Annotated in this window: 15 protein-coding genes and 1 tRNA gene; all 16 read left to right on the plus strand. The window is 53.7% G+C overall.

Features of this window, described 5'->3' with window-relative positions:
* Positions 1–39: 39 nt before the first annotated feature.
* The 16 genes from CODIS_RS13895 (at position 40) to CODIS_RS13975 (ending at position 13,751) form a co-directional block, all read left to right on the plus strand.
* Positions 40–1,227 (plus strand): pyridoxal phosphate-dependent aminotransferase, encoded by a 1,188-nt coding sequence (locus CODIS_RS13895; protein ID WP_069126289.1) that lies wholly within the window; start codon positions 40–42, stop codon positions 1,225–1,227.
* 74 nt (positions 1,228–1,301) lie between these two features.
* Entirely contained in the window at positions 1,302–1,871 is a 570-nt protein-coding gene (locus CODIS_RS13900; RefSeq protein WP_069126291.1) for a GspH/FimT family pseudopilin, read from the plus strand.
* Positions 1,872–1,928: 57 nt separating this feature from the next.
* Positions 1,929–2,004: transfer RNA gene (locus tag CODIS_RS13905), tRNA-Asn, on the plus strand.
* 1,771 nt (positions 2,005–3,775) lie between these two features.
* Positions 3,776–4,030, plus strand: coding sequence for a hypothetical protein (locus CODIS_RS21175; protein WP_162420226.1), 255 nt, complete (start codon positions 3,776–3,778; stop codon positions 4,028–4,030).
* Positions 4,031–4,328: 298 nt separating this feature from the next.
* A complete protein-coding gene (locus CODIS_RS13920) occupies positions 4,329–4,856 on the plus strand; it encodes a Na+/H+ antiporter subunit E (RefSeq protein ID WP_069126298.1) in 528 nt (175 codons plus the stop codon).
* Positions 4,853–5,119, plus strand: a complete 267-nt coding sequence (locus tag CODIS_RS13925) for a monovalent cation/H+ antiporter complex subunit F (protein WP_069126301.1) — start codon at positions 4,853–4,855, stop codon at positions 5,117–5,119. Before CODIS_RS13920 ends, CODIS_RS13925 begins: the two co-directional genes overlap by 4 nt.
* Positions 5,116–5,433: a monovalent cation/H(+) antiporter subunit G gene (mnhG, locus tag CODIS_RS13930; RefSeq protein WP_069126304.1), complete on the plus strand. Its 318-nt coding sequence runs from the start codon at positions 5,116–5,118 to the stop codon at positions 5,431–5,433. Before CODIS_RS13925 ends, mnhG begins: the two co-directional genes overlap by 4 nt.
* Positions 5,430–5,738, plus strand: coding sequence for a Na(+)/H(+) antiporter subunit B (locus CODIS_RS13935; RefSeq protein WP_069126307.1), 309 nt, complete (start codon positions 5,430–5,432; stop codon positions 5,736–5,738). The genes mnhG and CODIS_RS13935 overlap by 4 nt, the downstream gene beginning before the upstream one ends.
* Positions 5,731–6,417 (plus strand): MnhB domain-containing protein, encoded by a 687-nt coding sequence (locus CODIS_RS13940; protein WP_069126310.1) that lies wholly within the window; start codon positions 5,731–5,733, stop codon positions 6,415–6,417. The genes CODIS_RS13935 and CODIS_RS13940 overlap by 8 nt, the downstream gene beginning before the upstream one ends.
* Complete coding sequence (locus CODIS_RS13945) at positions 6,414–6,896, plus strand: sodium:proton antiporter (protein WP_069126313.1); 483 nt, start codon at positions 6,414–6,416, stop codon at positions 6,894–6,896. Before CODIS_RS13940 ends, CODIS_RS13945 begins: the two co-directional genes overlap by 4 nt.
* On the plus strand, positions 6,893–8,359 hold the full coding sequence (locus tag CODIS_RS13950; RefSeq protein ID WP_069126316.1) for a complex I subunit 5 family protein: 1,467 nt from the start codon (positions 6,893–6,895) through the stop codon (positions 8,357–8,359). The genes CODIS_RS13945 and CODIS_RS13950 overlap by 4 nt, the downstream gene beginning before the upstream one ends.
* Positions 8,356–10,233 (plus strand): proton-conducting transporter transmembrane domain-containing protein, encoded by a 1,878-nt coding sequence (locus CODIS_RS13955; protein WP_069126319.1) that lies wholly within the window; start codon positions 8,356–8,358, stop codon positions 10,231–10,233. Before CODIS_RS13950 ends, CODIS_RS13955 begins: the two co-directional genes overlap by 4 nt.
* Positions 10,233–11,129 carry a respiratory chain complex I subunit 1 family protein gene (locus CODIS_RS13960; protein WP_069126322.1) on the plus strand — a complete coding sequence of 299 codons (897 nt, stop codon included), beginning with the start codon at positions 10,233–10,235 and terminating at the stop codon, positions 11,127–11,129. The genes CODIS_RS13955 and CODIS_RS13960 overlap by 1 nt, the downstream gene beginning before the upstream one ends.
* Before the next feature lie 77 nt (positions 11,130–11,206).
* Positions 11,207–11,920, plus strand: coding sequence for an NADH-quinone oxidoreductase subunit B (locus tag CODIS_RS13965; RefSeq protein WP_069126324.1), 714 nt, complete (start codon positions 11,207–11,209; stop codon positions 11,918–11,920).
* Positions 11,917–12,486: an NADH-quinone oxidoreductase subunit C gene (locus CODIS_RS13970; protein ID WP_069126327.1), complete on the plus strand. Its 570-nt coding sequence runs from the start codon at positions 11,917–11,919 to the stop codon at positions 12,484–12,486. The genes CODIS_RS13965 and CODIS_RS13970 overlap by 4 nt, the downstream gene beginning before the upstream one ends.
* A 122-nt stretch (positions 12,487–12,608) precedes the next feature.
* Positions 12,609–13,751 carry an NADH-quinone oxidoreductase subunit D gene (locus CODIS_RS13975; protein WP_069126330.1) on the plus strand — a complete coding sequence of 381 codons (1,143 nt, stop codon included), beginning with the start codon at positions 12,609–12,611 and terminating at the stop codon, positions 13,749–13,751.
* Positions 13,752–13,766 lie beyond the last annotated feature (15 nt).

Here is a 13,766-nt window from a genome sequence, read left to right on the forward strand (position 1 = left end):
CGCTTCGCTGATGTTTGAGAACCAGGGATAAAAACAGTAATGAATGCACAACTCTCCAGTCGCGTACAAGCCGTCAAACCCTCTCCCACCCTTGCAGTTACCACCCGTGCCGCCGAGATGCGGGCTGCAGGAAAGGATGTCATCGGACTGGGTGCGGGAGAACCGGATTTCGACACGCCTGACCATATTAAATCCGCCGCCATCAATGCCATCAACGACGGCTTTACGAAATATACTGCGGTCGATGGCACACCGGCCCTGAAGCAGGCAATCAGAGACAAATTCCAGGGCGACAACGGATTTGACTACGCAGCCGATCAGATATTGGTCTCATGCGGGGGTAAGCAGAGTTTTTACAATCTGGCCCAGGCCGTACTCGATCCTGGCGATGAGGTAATCATCCCCGCACCCTATTGGGTCTCCTACCCCGATATGTCGATTCTGGCAGGTGGAGTGCCTGTGCTGGTTTCCGCCGGTGCTGCTCAGAATTTCAAGATCAATGCCCAGCAACTGGCAGCGGCGATCACTGAAAAGACCAAGCTATTCGTCATCAACAGCCCCTCCAACCCCACCGGTATGGCCTACAGCCGGGAGGAGCTGGCCGCACTGGGTGAGGTGCTGAAAGAGCACCCCAGAATATTGATCGCAACCGATGATATGTATGAACATATCCTCTGGCCGGGAAACAGCTTCGTCAATATTCTCAACGCCTGCCCGGAACTCAAGGATCGCACGCTGGTCTTGAACGGGGTCTCAAAAGCCTACTCCATGACCGGATGGCGCATCGGATATGCCGGTGGTCCCGCAGATATCATCAAGGCCATGAAAAAGATCCAGTCTCAGAGCACTTCGAATCCCACCTCCATTTCGCAAGTGGCGGCGCAGGCGGCACTCGAAGGACCCCAGGAGTGTATTCAGGAGATGTTGACCGCCTTCAAGGCACGTCATGATTACGTGGTCGAGCGCCTCAACGGCATGCCTGGCATCGACTGCCTGCCGAGTGACGGCACTTTCTATTGCTTCCCGAACGTGGAAGGCGCTCTGGCCTCTCTGGAGGGTCTCGGCAATGATCTGGAACTCTCGGAGTACTTGATCACGGAAGCAGGTGTGGCGCTGGTGCCGGGCACTGCATTCGGGCTTTCCGGACATGTGCGCATCTCCATCGCGACCAGTCAGGAAAACCTGGAAAAGGCCCTGGACCGGATTGAAGGCGTACTCAAGACCTGATACTCGCGCCTCTCTGGCCAGGCAGTATCAAGGGCGCTGGATGCGCCCTGCCGATCTCCAAGGAGGGAGAAAACATGCCACACACTGTCACCCACTCTTATGTCCGAGGTTTCGGATTCACCCTGATCGAGTTGATCATCACCCTGGGTATCGCGCTGATCCTGTTAATCACGGTTATACCCTCCTTTCGCACCTTAAAGGTGAAGAACCTTCAGGCAAGCGAGATCAACAGCTTTGTTCACCATTTCCATCTCGCCCGCTCCCTCTCAATTTCCAGAGAGACTCACCATGTACTCTGCCCCAGCAGTAATGGTGAGCGTTGTACAAACGCCGCGAACTGGAGCCATGGGTATATTCTGTATGAGGATTTGAACCGGAACAGATCTCGGGATCAGAACGAGCTATTGCAAGGCGTACATCAGCCGATACAGGGTATGAGTATCGTTATAGATTCCAGCCGATACCGCAGATATGTAGTCTACCGGGGAGATGGACGGCCCAGCGGCTACAATCTTACCCTCACTTTCTGTGATCCTGACAACCTGATCCCCCCCAAAGCGGTGATCGTAAGCAACCTGGGACGCGTCAGGGTATCCAAGACCCGTTCGGATGGATCACAACTCAGCTGCAGCGGCGAAATTTAAGGTCGAACTATTGACGCTAAGGCCCAGTCTCTTTATTATGCGCCCCTCTTGAATAATTCCCCGGTAGCTCAGTCGGTAGAGCGGGTGACTGTTAATCACTAGGTCGGCAGTTCGAGCCTGTCCCGGGGAGCCATATAAAACAAAGGCTTACATTACAATGATGTAGGCCTTTTTGTTTTTAGGCAAGGCTGAAAACACTAACTTGCGAATGATATCGCTCCTTCCATTATTAAATCGGCACTGTCCTACCGGAATGTCACTTGATCGCCGTACAGATCCCGGCATATCCGACAATCAGAATAGAGCTCATCGTGCGCAACGCTCGTTTTCAGGCTTTTCAACTCACATCGCAATGCCATTACACGGTCATCGCATTTCATAGGTGAAATATCGTCAGGATAGGGTGGAATTAAAAACGAGGGGATATTAAGGATAATTATTGTCGGGAAATTTAACAGGCCATTTTGATAAAAATCACCATCGCCTTGATTTCATTATACATTCATTATCAGGCATAAATATTGCTGTTATAAATGTTAAGTCATCCACGACGAACAAAAAGGTAAATAATCTCTTTTTTCAAGAGATCACAATGCTGCCGAATCGGGTGTCTAGCGTGAACTCATAAACATGTTCAACTACTACACTTTTGAAGGACCGATAATCAGTCTGGATGATAACTCTGGAATTCTCACTCTCGCCGGTCTCACTGTTAGAGATAAAATCCGTTACACCTTTTTAATCAATCGTGAAATGGAAGGTACACGTACCGGAGATGACGGATCCACCTATACCTACGATAACGATAGACTAAGGGTCTATTTTTACACCCATCTCGTCAATGGCAGCAGAATCCACACACTGAATCAATTTGATTCTCAACATAAAGACTCATTTGTTACCTATAATCGGGGATTCGAATCGGACAGGCGATTCGACCTGCTATCCGGATCAAAAAAACATTATGTGAATATCTGGGGAGTATCAATCAACGATTGGCCTAACGGTTCTACACTACATGGCCTTGAGTGTGTGTATGACAATATTGGAAGAAGATCTGTTATAAGTTCAAAACTATCTCTCGTATCCATCTCAGATCTCTATTCTCACCCCGTCGGGAATGAAACAACGCCATATAACGGGGTTGACCTCCTTCAACAATATTTTCGATGCTAGGGCAGCCTGTTTTCTACATATGCCAGTTGCCGTGTGTCAATGCGCTATTTACTTACCTTAAAGGGGTTGGTTACTGAATGACTCGACATATATAACTAATTTACTGTATTTGAAAATTTAAGCATCGATTGACCTATTTCAATGCATGATAGCGGCTCAACACGATATAATTACAATCGAGGTGGATAATCGGCATTTAGTAAGAGATGAGTGCTGTGGGCAACGCAAAACAACTTGAAGTTGATCCCCGGATCATCGAGCAAGCCAATCTCTGCCAGAATTGCCATCGTTGTGTCAAAGACCCCAATTTCCAACTTTGCAAGATCGATTACGTGACAGCGGCTGGGTCCGTTCTGTTCGTATTCGATGATCAGTGCAAAAACTGTAATTACAAGGTATCGTTTGGCAATGGCACGGTCTGCGGATGTCCTGTGCGCAGAGAGATCATGGCCAAGTATGGATTATAATTCCGATCTCCCCAGATAATTCTGATCTCTGAGAAACCCTTCATCTACTGTTTTTCTCGATTGCGCCATCATGGGGCTAAATATGGATATGTGGTTCCTATAGTGGCGATCAATCACCAATAACGGGAGGGCTATCAACTTAACCATTTTGCGCTATCATTCCGACAGGGGTACCACTGCCATAACAACACGGTTGCTACCTATAAAACAAATCAGGGCATCCCCCGGATAGTGGTAAATATTTATATTTTGGGAATAAACATGCACTACGATAAACGGTTAGGGATGGGACCGATACCGGCTTCACCAGAAAGATATATCAATGAGAAGCAGGTAGACGGGCTGTCAATACTAAAAAAGTTTGGCTGGAAATTGATCTGTATCAGAAGACCTTCAAACGGGAGCTGTGAAACACTGATGAAGAATGGTCATGATAAGGCGGTTGGGATATTGGGTGAAGATGGAATTCTGAGAATCAATCCCGATATTCAGATCCGTCATTCCCAAAAAGGATAGCATCACAGGTCTTCTTTCGAATAAAGTGTGGTGACATTTCTGAGATCAGACTGCCGATGCCTGTGTGCCCTTGACAACAAAAAGGACATAAAAGAGTAATAATGAGATGTTTTCATATGGATCAAAATCCCAGTCATCGTAAACCCAAGTAACAATCACAACAGAAAAAAAATTTCAAAACGAGAGATATCTCCTTGTTTGTTTGGATGTTTAGCACAATTTTCTCCCGCTTTCCCATGTCGAACTGTCGACACATCGGTGCTCGGCAAGTAACCGTTATTTCGAGGTGAATCAGCGTATGTCAGCCACACCCGCTCAACAAGAAGAAGCCCGATTTTCCCATGGCCTGTTTCTGTTCGTCCTGATATTCCTGCTGTGGCTGATGCTCTCCGGCAACCTTGCTCTTGCTGAGGTGGTCAGCGGCCTGGTTGTGGCTTCCGTGGTGACTCTGGCAAGCCGGCCCCATCTCCCTCTCTTTTCCGGCCTGCGCCTCTCTCCCGCTGCAATCCTGCCCTTTATCAGCTACCTGGCAGTCTTCCTGGCAGCGCTCATACGCGCCAATCTCGATATGGCTCGACGCGTACTTTCTCCCTCTCTCCCTCTCAATCCCGGCGTGGTCGAAGTCAAAACCAGGCTGAAATCTTCGCTTGGTCGTTTAATCCTGGCAAACAGCATCACCCTGACACCTGGTACGCTGACTGTGGACCTGCAAGGAGACAGCATCCTGATACATTGGGTCGACATTCCTCCAGGAAGCGATATCGAAAGCGCAACCCGTGATGTGACCGACATATTTGAACGTCATCTGGTAGGTTTCGTTAAATGATACTGACATTAATGGAAACAGCCGCCCTTATGATGCTGGGTGGTGCGGTGTTACTAAGTCTGCTTCGCTTACTGATGGGACCTACCGCCCCGGACCGGGTGGTAGCGGCGGATACCCTGGCAGTCATCACAACCTCGGGCCTGGTGGTACTGGCTGCACTGCTTGGCAGTGCGCTCTATCTTGATGTGGCACTCATCTACGGCACACTCGCTTTCGTCGGTGTTGTCGCTATTGCCCGTGCCATCGAGGGAAACGGATCATGAGACTACTGGCGGATATCATATTGCTCATAGGAGCGACCTTCACATTACTCGGTGCCCTGGGACTGCTGCGCATGCCGGATGTCTACAACCGAATCCAGGCAGGAACCAAGGCAGTAACATTGGGTGCACTGTCCCTGTTATTGGGCATTGGACTGCTCTATCCGGAGTGGTGGTCCAAGCTGCTGGTCATTGCTCTCATGATCCTGGTCACCAATCCCATCGGCTCATCCACTATCGCCAGGGCACTTATGATGGCAGGGGTGAAGCCGTGGAAAAAAGTTGAAACTATAACCTCCGAACGAGATCAAGCATGAGTGATATAGAAGTCTGGATTCTACTGCTCCTGGCATTGATGATGCTGTGTGCCGCGGTGATGGTATTGTTGGTGAAGAACCATATCGCTGCAGTTGCCGCCGCCTCCGTCGTTTCCCTTGGCCTGGCTCTGCTCTTCGTAATCATGAGAGCGCCGGATGTCGCCATGACGGAAGCAGCCGTCGGGGTCGGATTGAGCAGCCTGATCCTGGCGCTTGCACTACGCCGCCTGGGTCTTTGGAAAGTGGACAGCGAGCAGGTGAAATATATACTGCTGAGCCATGGCGGGGAGAACAAGGATGGGTAACCTCACCGGTCTGTTATTTGCCGGAGGCCTGGGTTTCATGCTGCTTACGCTGGCCGGCGGACTCGACTTCGGCACCCCGCCGATGCTCGTTGGCAGTGAAATTCAGGCACATGCGCCACAACAGACCGGGGCCGTAAACATCGTCACCTCGGTCGTTTTGGGATACCGCGCCATCGATACACTGGGAGAACTCTCGATACTTTTTGCAGCCGCCGTATCCGCCGGTCTGATTTTGGGACGCCGGCATACCACTGCCGGCACACAAACAAAAGGTGGTTTTATTCTATACACGGGAGGCTCGCTACTCTTTCCGCTGATGATGACCATCGGTTTTTACATCATTTTTCACGGCCACCTGACCCCCGGTGGCGGCTTCCAGGGGGGCGTTATTCTGGCAGCTGCCTTCTTCCTCCCCCTATTGGCCCGACCCGGAGCCAGACTGCACCATAAGACCTTGAGTCTGATTGAGGGATTCGCCGGCGCCAGTTTCATCCTTGTCGGCCTGCTGGCAATGATGGAGGGTAAGGCGTTTCTGCAACCCTTGCTGGTACAGGACACCCTGGGTCAGCTTATCTCCGCCGGTACCCTGCCACTGCTCTATCTTGCGGTCGGCCTGAAGGTGGGTGCCGAACTGGCCAGCCTGCTGTCACGCCTGATACAGACAGAGGCGCCGCAATGACCTCCGTATTCGATCCGGAATTGATTCTATACACCACAGCGATAGGATTGATCACGATCGGTCTGGCCGGTGTGGTTATGTCGTCTCACCTGTTTCGCATGGTACTGGCGTTGGTCATTGCAGAGGCCGGCGCAAATCTGATGCTGGTATTGGCGGGCTACCGCTGGGATGCGGTCGCACCGATACTCACCTCGCTTTCAGAACCTGCCGCGATGGTTGACCCGGTGCCGCAAGCCCTGGTGCTCACCGCCATCGTCATCGGTGTCGGCATACAGGCCCTTGCAGTAAGTCTGCTGATCCGAATCCGCCAGCGCTACGCCACGCTGGATCGTAAAGAGGCGGCTGAGCGCATGGATAGTGAGATCGCCGCCAGCATGGGTGCCGCAAGAGACGTGAGTCAGGATGCACCGCTGGGAGAGCGTCCTCTGCCTCCGATCCCTGCTGATCAAGTCAATATGCGGGGAGGGGATGCGCCATGAATGCCTATCTGGTGTTGACCATTGCGCTACCCCTGCTCGGCGCCTTCCTGCTGCCGATTCTGATGCGTAGCTCAATCGCGATCGCTCTCTGGAGCGGACCGGCGATCCTGATCTACGGCTGTTGGACGATAGCCGATATTTGGTTGCAAGGCTCGACACAACCAATCTCCATTGCCATTGGCGGATTTGCTCCACCCTTGGGCATCAACCTTTATATCGATTCGCTCGCCCTGCTGTTCGCCTTTGCTGTACAGCTGCTCGGGCTTATTTTCTGGCCATTTACACTGGACCAGGACAGCGCCCGACGCCAGTCTTTGATGCTGCTGCTGGTGGCGGCCTCAACAGGACTGGCCCTCTCCGGCGACCTGTTCAATCTCTATGTATTCTACGAGCTTGCCGCTGTCGCCACCTTTGGACTGGCCTCCGCATCCGGCAGTAGCGCTGCCTATGTGGCGACCCTGCGTTATCTCATACTCAGCGGCATCGGCTCGGTGTTGACCCTGTTCGGCATTGCGTTGATCTACAGCAAAACAGGCACCCTTAACCTGGCCCATCTGGCCCAGCTGGCACCGGCACAATTGAATGACGAATTGGGTCTCACGGCCTTTCTGAGCATCCTGATAGGCATCGGGGTTAAGGCAGAACTTTTCCCGGTCAATACCTGGGTGCCCGAGATCTATGCCACCGCCTCGACACGACTTTCGGCCTTTCTTGCCGGCCTGTTATCCAAACTCGCCCTGCTGATCATCCTGCGTCTGCTGTTGTTGATTTTTCACCAGCCCGAAGCGGCGCAGGTATTGCTGATCCTCGGTATTCTGGGTGTTGTCAGCGGAGAATTGGCCGCATGGCGCGCGAAGGAGTTGCGGCGCATGTTGGCATTCTCCTCCATCGGCCAGCTGGGTGTGATGTTCATTGCCATGGCCTTGCCCGATGGCGCGGGAGTTCTGGCTGTGCTCGCACTCGCTATCCATCATCTGATCATTAAATCGGGACTCTTCATGTTGGCCGAGGATTGGGGGGGAGCTATTCAGCGGTTGCGAGGCAGTGCCAAAATGGCGCCGCTGGGGGCCGCGTTGTTCGTGCTGTTCTCCCTCTCCCTCGTTGGCATGCCGCCGCTTCCCGGGTTTTGGGCGAAGTTCACTCTGATCACCGAACTGGCAGGTCAGTCAGAACCCCTCTATCTGATTGGACTTGCCGTTTTTCTGCTGGCCACTGTGATTGAGGCCAGTTATCTGTTCCGCGTTGCCGCCATACTCTACCAGGACGCCCCGCGGGAAACCCTCGATCATGAAATACCAAAAAACGAAGGACTCTCCCTGGTGACCGCTACGCTGTTTGGTGCAGGATTGATCGCTGCCGCGGTGATGATCGCACCCGTTGGCGACAGTCTCAATACCATTGCCGTGCAAGTACAGGATATTGACCTCTACATCAGTACCGTCAATCCCGGAGGCAGCCAATGATCCTGACCCTCTTGGACGAACTGCTGCTCTTCTCCGGCGTTACCCTGCTGGTGGCCCTGACGATCGGGCGGGGCCTCGCGGCCGGCTGGATGGTTACGATCCTCTACGGTGGCCAGCTGCTTGCACTGACAAAGATGGCGGCACTCGGTTATGAAGGCGGTACCATCGCCTCCTCCCTCTCTTTCGAGGTGATGGGACAAATGCTGAACTGGCGATTCGATGCCTTGAGCTGGTTCTTTGCCCTGATCACCCTCGGCTCCGCCCTGCTCAGCAGCTGGTTTTCATGCGGCGCATGGGAACGCGACTATATAAAACAGGGTGGCAATATCTGGCTCTTCCACACGGCCATGGCACTGAACGTCTTCACCATGCTGATCCTGCTCGCCAGCGGCGATCTGCTCTCCCTGTTTATCGGCTGGGAACTTGTAAGCTGGGCGGGCTTTCTGCTCATGGCCCTGGCCGGTGGCGTCGCCACAAAGGCGGCCATGCGTTATATCACGTACGCAATGGCCGGGGGCATGGCGGTCTTCGGTGGCCTTGCCCTGGTCTATAGTGCATCCGGTTCACTACAGCTCGAAGCGGTTATCACGGCAGTTGAACAGATCAGCACCACCAAACTCTGGCTGCTGGTGATCCTCTTCGGTGGCGGCTTCGGCATCAAGATGGGGTTGTTACCCTTCCATCTGTGGCAGGCACCCGCGTATGCCGAAACCCCCGGCCCCGGTAGTGCCTTCCTGGGTGCGATCTCTTCCCGCATGGGCCTGTTCGCCATTTTATTGGTTCTGGTAAAACTCTTTGGCATCGTCAATATCGATAATTTAAAAGTGCCATTTACGCTCATAGATGCCCGTGACCTGCTGGCATGGCTCGCCGTGTTGACGATCATCCTCCCCACCTTCACCGCCATGAAACAGAACGATGCCCGTCACCTGCTGGCTTGGCACGGCATTGGACAGGGTGGCTATATGTTGCTGGGCATCGTAGTAGCGGATGCCATGGGTGGCGCAGGCGGGCTGTTACATGTATTCAATCACGCCACCTATCAGGCTGCGCTGTTCATGGCCGTGACTGCGGTCATCTACCGTACCGGCACTTCTGATCTGAACAAACTCGGTGGGCTCGTGGTACGCATGCCGCTCTCATTCATGGTTCTATTGATAGGCATCATCGGCCTGGCGGGGCTACCGCCGATGAACGGCTTCGTTTCTAAATGGCTGGTCTATCGTTCACTGCTGAATCAAGGCATGCCCCTGCTCTTCCTGGCCGCGGTGATCGGCACCTTGGGCACCATCCTCTCCGTCTACAAATTGATTCATAACATCTTCCTGGGCCAGCTGCGCGTGGAACATGAACATGTCGCCGAGGCCCCCTGGAGTATGATGATCCCCATGTTGATTCTCAGCGCGATCATTTTCATTACCGGCCTGATGCCGGGTATACCGCTGGAATGGATTGCATCAGTCCTGCAGACAGTCGGTCTCCCGGTCCCGCAATATACGCTAGGCGGCGTGGAATCGAACAGCGGTTCCCTGGACATGATCTGGGTGATCGGCGTCCTGTTCGCCGGCTTCGGCATCGGCGCCGTTATCTTCTACTCCGCCGGGCGCAGTAAGCGCGTCCATCAACTGGACAACTATGCCGGTGGACACTTCCTCTCGGCCGATGTGCGTTACCAGTACAGTGATAACTTCTATGCCGGTTTGATGCACCTCATAGGGGGCTGGTATCGGGGCAGCTTCCTCTGGCTGGAGCGCAGCATCACCTCGATGATCGAATTTCTCTCCCTGGGTATGCAAGGGCTCTACCGTCGGGCCAATGCAGAGTTTTATCTCCTTAGCACAGCGCTATTCGTTATCGCCTGGGCGGTGATCTAATGTCAGCCACAGAACTGCTTATCGAACTGACCCTGATGCCCCTGGTCGCCTTCATCGTCGGCATGATGATGGTACTGATGATGCGGCGTATCGCCGCCAGGCTGCAGCGGCGCGTCGGCCCCCCCTTCTTCCAACCGCTGTATGACATCGTCAAACTGCACAGTAAGAGGACCCAGGTATCACACGGCCTGATCCACGACATCGGCATCGTCATGGCAATGGGGGGATATATCGCTGCCGAGACCCTGCTCCCGGTACCCGGCATGAACGGTATTGCGGAAAAAGGCGGGATCATCACCCTGCTCTATTTGATGATGATCCCCTCCCTCGGTCTCGCGTTGGGTGTGGGGCAATGCGCCAACCCTAACGGCTCAATCGGGATTGCCCGCGCCCTGACCGCCATGCTCGCCTACGACATCCCGCTGGTGATCGTGGTGTTTGGTGTCGCCTACGCCGCGGGCACGACCAACCTCATCGACATCATCGCCACCCAACAAGCCGGCGGATTCGAAACCTGGGGCGTGGTAGAGATGCCGCTATTGGCCATCGCGGGTCTTGTCGCCATGCATGCTTCCCTCGGAAAGCAGCCCTTTGAAATCTACATTGCACCGGCGGAAATAGCCACCGGCCCGATGGTCGAAATGGGTGGAAAGTATCTTGGCGGCCTGTTTGTGATGCAGTGCTTTCAGCTCTACACCACATCCGTACTCTATGTCAGCCTGTTTCTCGGTGGCGGTACTACCTGGTTCGATTTTCTGTTGAAGAGTTTCCTGGTACTGGCGATACCGGTCAGCATTGCCTATCTGTTCCCCCGCTATCGTACCGAGGACCTGCTGCGACTGATGTGGAAGTGGCCGGTGATGCTGGGACTGATCGGTATTGCGTTTGTTATTTAATTTTGAGTTGTGAATTATGAATTGATGTGTGTGCAGCGAACACCGAAATTCAAAATTCATATTTAAAAGGAGCTATGATGAGCTCAATAAAACAGATTCCGGTGGTAGAAACAAAGCGAACAAATCCACTGGCGCGCGTGTTCGACGACCTGGTGCGCTTCTGTCGCTCCCGCTCCCTCTTCATCCTGCACTACTGCACCGGTTGCGGAGCGATCGAATTGCCGCCGGCGATGACCTCCCGCTTCGACATGGAGCGTCTGGGCATTCAACCCATGGTCTCGCCCCGTCAGGCCGATATCCTGTTGATCACCGGCTATGTCTCGATCAAAACCCTGAAACGGGTGATCCTGACCTATGAACAGATGGGGTCCCCGAAGTATGTCATCGGTATCTGTTCCTGCACCGTCAACGGCGGAATGTATTGGCAAAGCTACGCCACTGCGAAAAAACTCGACGAATATATGCCGGTGGATCTCTATATCGCCGGCTGCATGCCGAGACCCGAAGCGGTCATCACCGGTCTGCAACAGCTGATGGACCGGATTCACTCAGGCCAGGCGAACAGCTGGGAGGATTACTACCGTAATTATGATTACTACCTTGGCAATCAGCAAAAGCTGTTTGGCGAGAATTGGCAGACACCCACAGATGTAATCACCGAAGCGAAACACTATGACCTGCTGAGCGAGGGGACCCTGGGTGATCATACCCGCCTGCTGGAACAGCACCAGAAACCTCTGGAGGCATTGGATATGCGCCTGGGTCACGAGTTAAAGGAGCCACGCAAATGAGTAAGGAAATCGCTCACTGGTTGGATGATCTGCTGGAGGAGATCGAGGGCATCGTGGTACGCCGCAAGAGCAGCCGCCGGGTACGCGTGGACGTGCCGGCCGACGCCTTGCCGGCCTTGCTTGAGTTGCTGCAGGGGCGTGCCGGGTATATTCATCTCTCCGCCATCAGCTGTGTCGACTGGATCGATGATGACGAGTTCGAGCTGGTCTACCATGTCTGGTCCTATGAGAGTCACTCCCTGGTCTCCGCCCACATCCGTATCGCCCGGGAGCCGGGGGTCTATCTGTCGGTCTACGACCTCTACCAACCTGCCGCGTTTTTCGAACGGGATATTCACGAAATGTACGGCATTCACTTCGAAGGCAGCCCGAATATGGAGAAATTTATCCTCACAGAGTGGGACGGGCCACCGCCGATGCGCAAGGAGTTCGACAGTGAGGCCTACATCAACGAACACCTGAGCTGGCAGAACTACAATCCGGAGTGGCTGCAGGAGCTCGTAGCTGAGGGGGGTGGCGTAATTATTCCGCCGGAGGAACAGCGGTTTAGTCAGAAGAAAAAATAGTCTATTGAGTTTTTAGTTTGATAATTGTGCTCCGCACACTTTTGTTTACAAGCGTGAGCGAAGCGAACACCGACAACTCAAAACTCATAACTAAAAACTCAAAACTTACGAGTACAGCGAGTATGAGACCCGAAAACTACGAAGCCCAACGCCAGCCGCCGAGCAATGAATTCGAGCTCAATTTCGGCCCCAACCATCCCGGTATCGAGGGTAATTATGCCTTGAAGGTCAAACTGCACGGGGATGTGGTGCTGGAAGCCAGGGCTGACGGCGGATACCTCCATCGGGGTTTCGAAAAGCTGATGGAACAGCGGTTATGGATTCAAAACATCGCTCTGGTGCCGCGTATCTGTGTACCCGACCCATCACCCATGGAGCTCTGCTACTCCATGGCCGTAGAACAGCTCTGCGGTCTGCATGTCCCGCAACGGGCCAATTGGATTCGCGTCATGCAGTTGGAGCTGTCGCGTATCGCCGCCCATCTGTTCACCTTCGGGGGACATGCCGCGACCACCGGCATGTACAGTACCATGTATTGGGGGGTGGCGGATCGCGATCTGATCCTGGACCTGTTCGAGGAGTTCACCGGGGGCCGTGTCTACAGCATCTACAATATCCCCGGTGGTGTGAGGCGGGAGTTGCCAACCGGTTTTCTGCAGCGGGTGAGTGAAACCCTCGACTATATCGAATCCCGCCTGCCTGACTATGATGATCTCTTCTTCAAGAACCAGGTTTTCGTAAAACGCGCCAAGGGCGTCGGTGTTTTGAGTCAGGAACAGGCCCTTGCCTGGGGTGTCACGGGACCCAACCTGCGCGCAACCGGACTTGAATTCGATGTCCGTAGGGACGATCCCTATCTGGTCTATGACCAACTCGATTTTGACATCCCAACCGAAGAGAGCGGCGACGCCTGGGCCCGCACCCTGGTAAGGCGGCATGAACTGATGGAGAGCATCCGTATTGTTCGCCAGATAGTCGAAGCGCTTCCTGATATCCATGGGCCGATCCGCGCTCCCATACCCAACCCACTGGCGTGGAATGTACCGGCTGGAGAGACCTATACACGGGTCGAATCATCCAAGGGCGAGCTCTGCTATTACGTGGTATCGGACGGCGGTCCCAAACCCTATCGCGTACATGTACGGGGACCCTCATCGATGCATGCGGTACAGGTCCTGGAAAAATTATCGGTAGGCTCGCGGATCGAGGATATTGCGCAGACCATGTTCTCGCTCGATGCATGTCCGCCGGAAGTTGACAGATAGCTCGACAAGTTTTGA

This window comes from Candidatus Thiodiazotropha endolucinida, from assembly GCF_001715975.1.
GTDB lineage: Bacteria > Pseudomonadota > Gammaproteobacteria > Chromatiales > Chromatiaceae > Thiodiazotropha > Thiodiazotropha endolucinida.

Coding starts and splice junctions, on each gene's coding strand:
- CODIS_RS13925 (WP_069126301.1), top strand. CDS start 4,853: ATGATACTGACATTAATGGAAACAGCCGCCCTTATGATGCTGGGTGGT.
- CODIS_RS13920 (WP_069126298.1), top strand. CDS start 4,329: ATGTCAGCCACACCCGCTCAACAAGAAGAAGCCCGATTTTCCCATGGC.
- CODIS_RS13975 (WP_069126330.1), top strand. CDS start 12,609: ATGAGACCCGAAAACTACGAAGCCCAACGCCAGCCGCCGAGCAATGAA.
- CODIS_RS13950 (WP_069126316.1), top strand. CDS start 6,893: ATGAATGCCTATCTGGTGTTGACCATTGCGCTACCCCTGCTCGGCGCC.
- CODIS_RS13940 (WP_069126310.1), top strand. CDS start 5,731: ATGGGTAACCTCACCGGTCTGTTATTTGCCGGAGGCCTGGGTTTCATG.
- CODIS_RS13895 (WP_069126289.1), top strand. CDS start 40: ATGAATGCACAACTCTCCAGTCGCGTACAAGCCGTCAAACCCTCTCCC.
- CODIS_RS21175 (WP_162420226.1), top strand. CDS start 3,776: ATGCACTACGATAAACGGTTAGGGATGGGACCGATACCGGCTTCACCA.
- CODIS_RS13960 (WP_069126322.1), top strand. CDS start 10,233: ATGTCAGCCACAGAACTGCTTATCGAACTGACCCTGATGCCCCTGGTC.
- CODIS_RS13965 (WP_069126324.1), top strand. CDS start 11,207: ATGAGCTCAATAAAACAGATTCCGGTGGTAGAAACAAAGCGAACAAAT.
- CODIS_RS13970 (WP_069126327.1), top strand. CDS start 11,917: ATGAGTAAGGAAATCGCTCACTGGTTGGATGATCTGCTGGAGGAGATC.
- CODIS_RS13955 (WP_069126319.1), top strand. CDS start 8,356: ATGATCCTGACCCTCTTGGACGAACTGCTGCTCTTCTCCGGCGTTACC.
- CODIS_RS13945 (WP_069126313.1), top strand. CDS start 6,414: ATGACCTCCGTATTCGATCCGGAATTGATTCTATACACCACAGCGATA.
- CODIS_RS13935 (WP_069126307.1), top strand. CDS start 5,430: ATGAGTGATATAGAAGTCTGGATTCTACTGCTCCTGGCATTGATGATG.
- CODIS_RS13900 (WP_069126291.1), top strand. CDS start 1,302: ATGCCACACACTGTCACCCACTCTTATGTCCGAGGTTTCGGATTCACC.
- mnhG (WP_069126304.1), top strand. CDS start 5,116: ATGAGACTACTGGCGGATATCATATTGCTCATAGGAGCGACCTTCACA.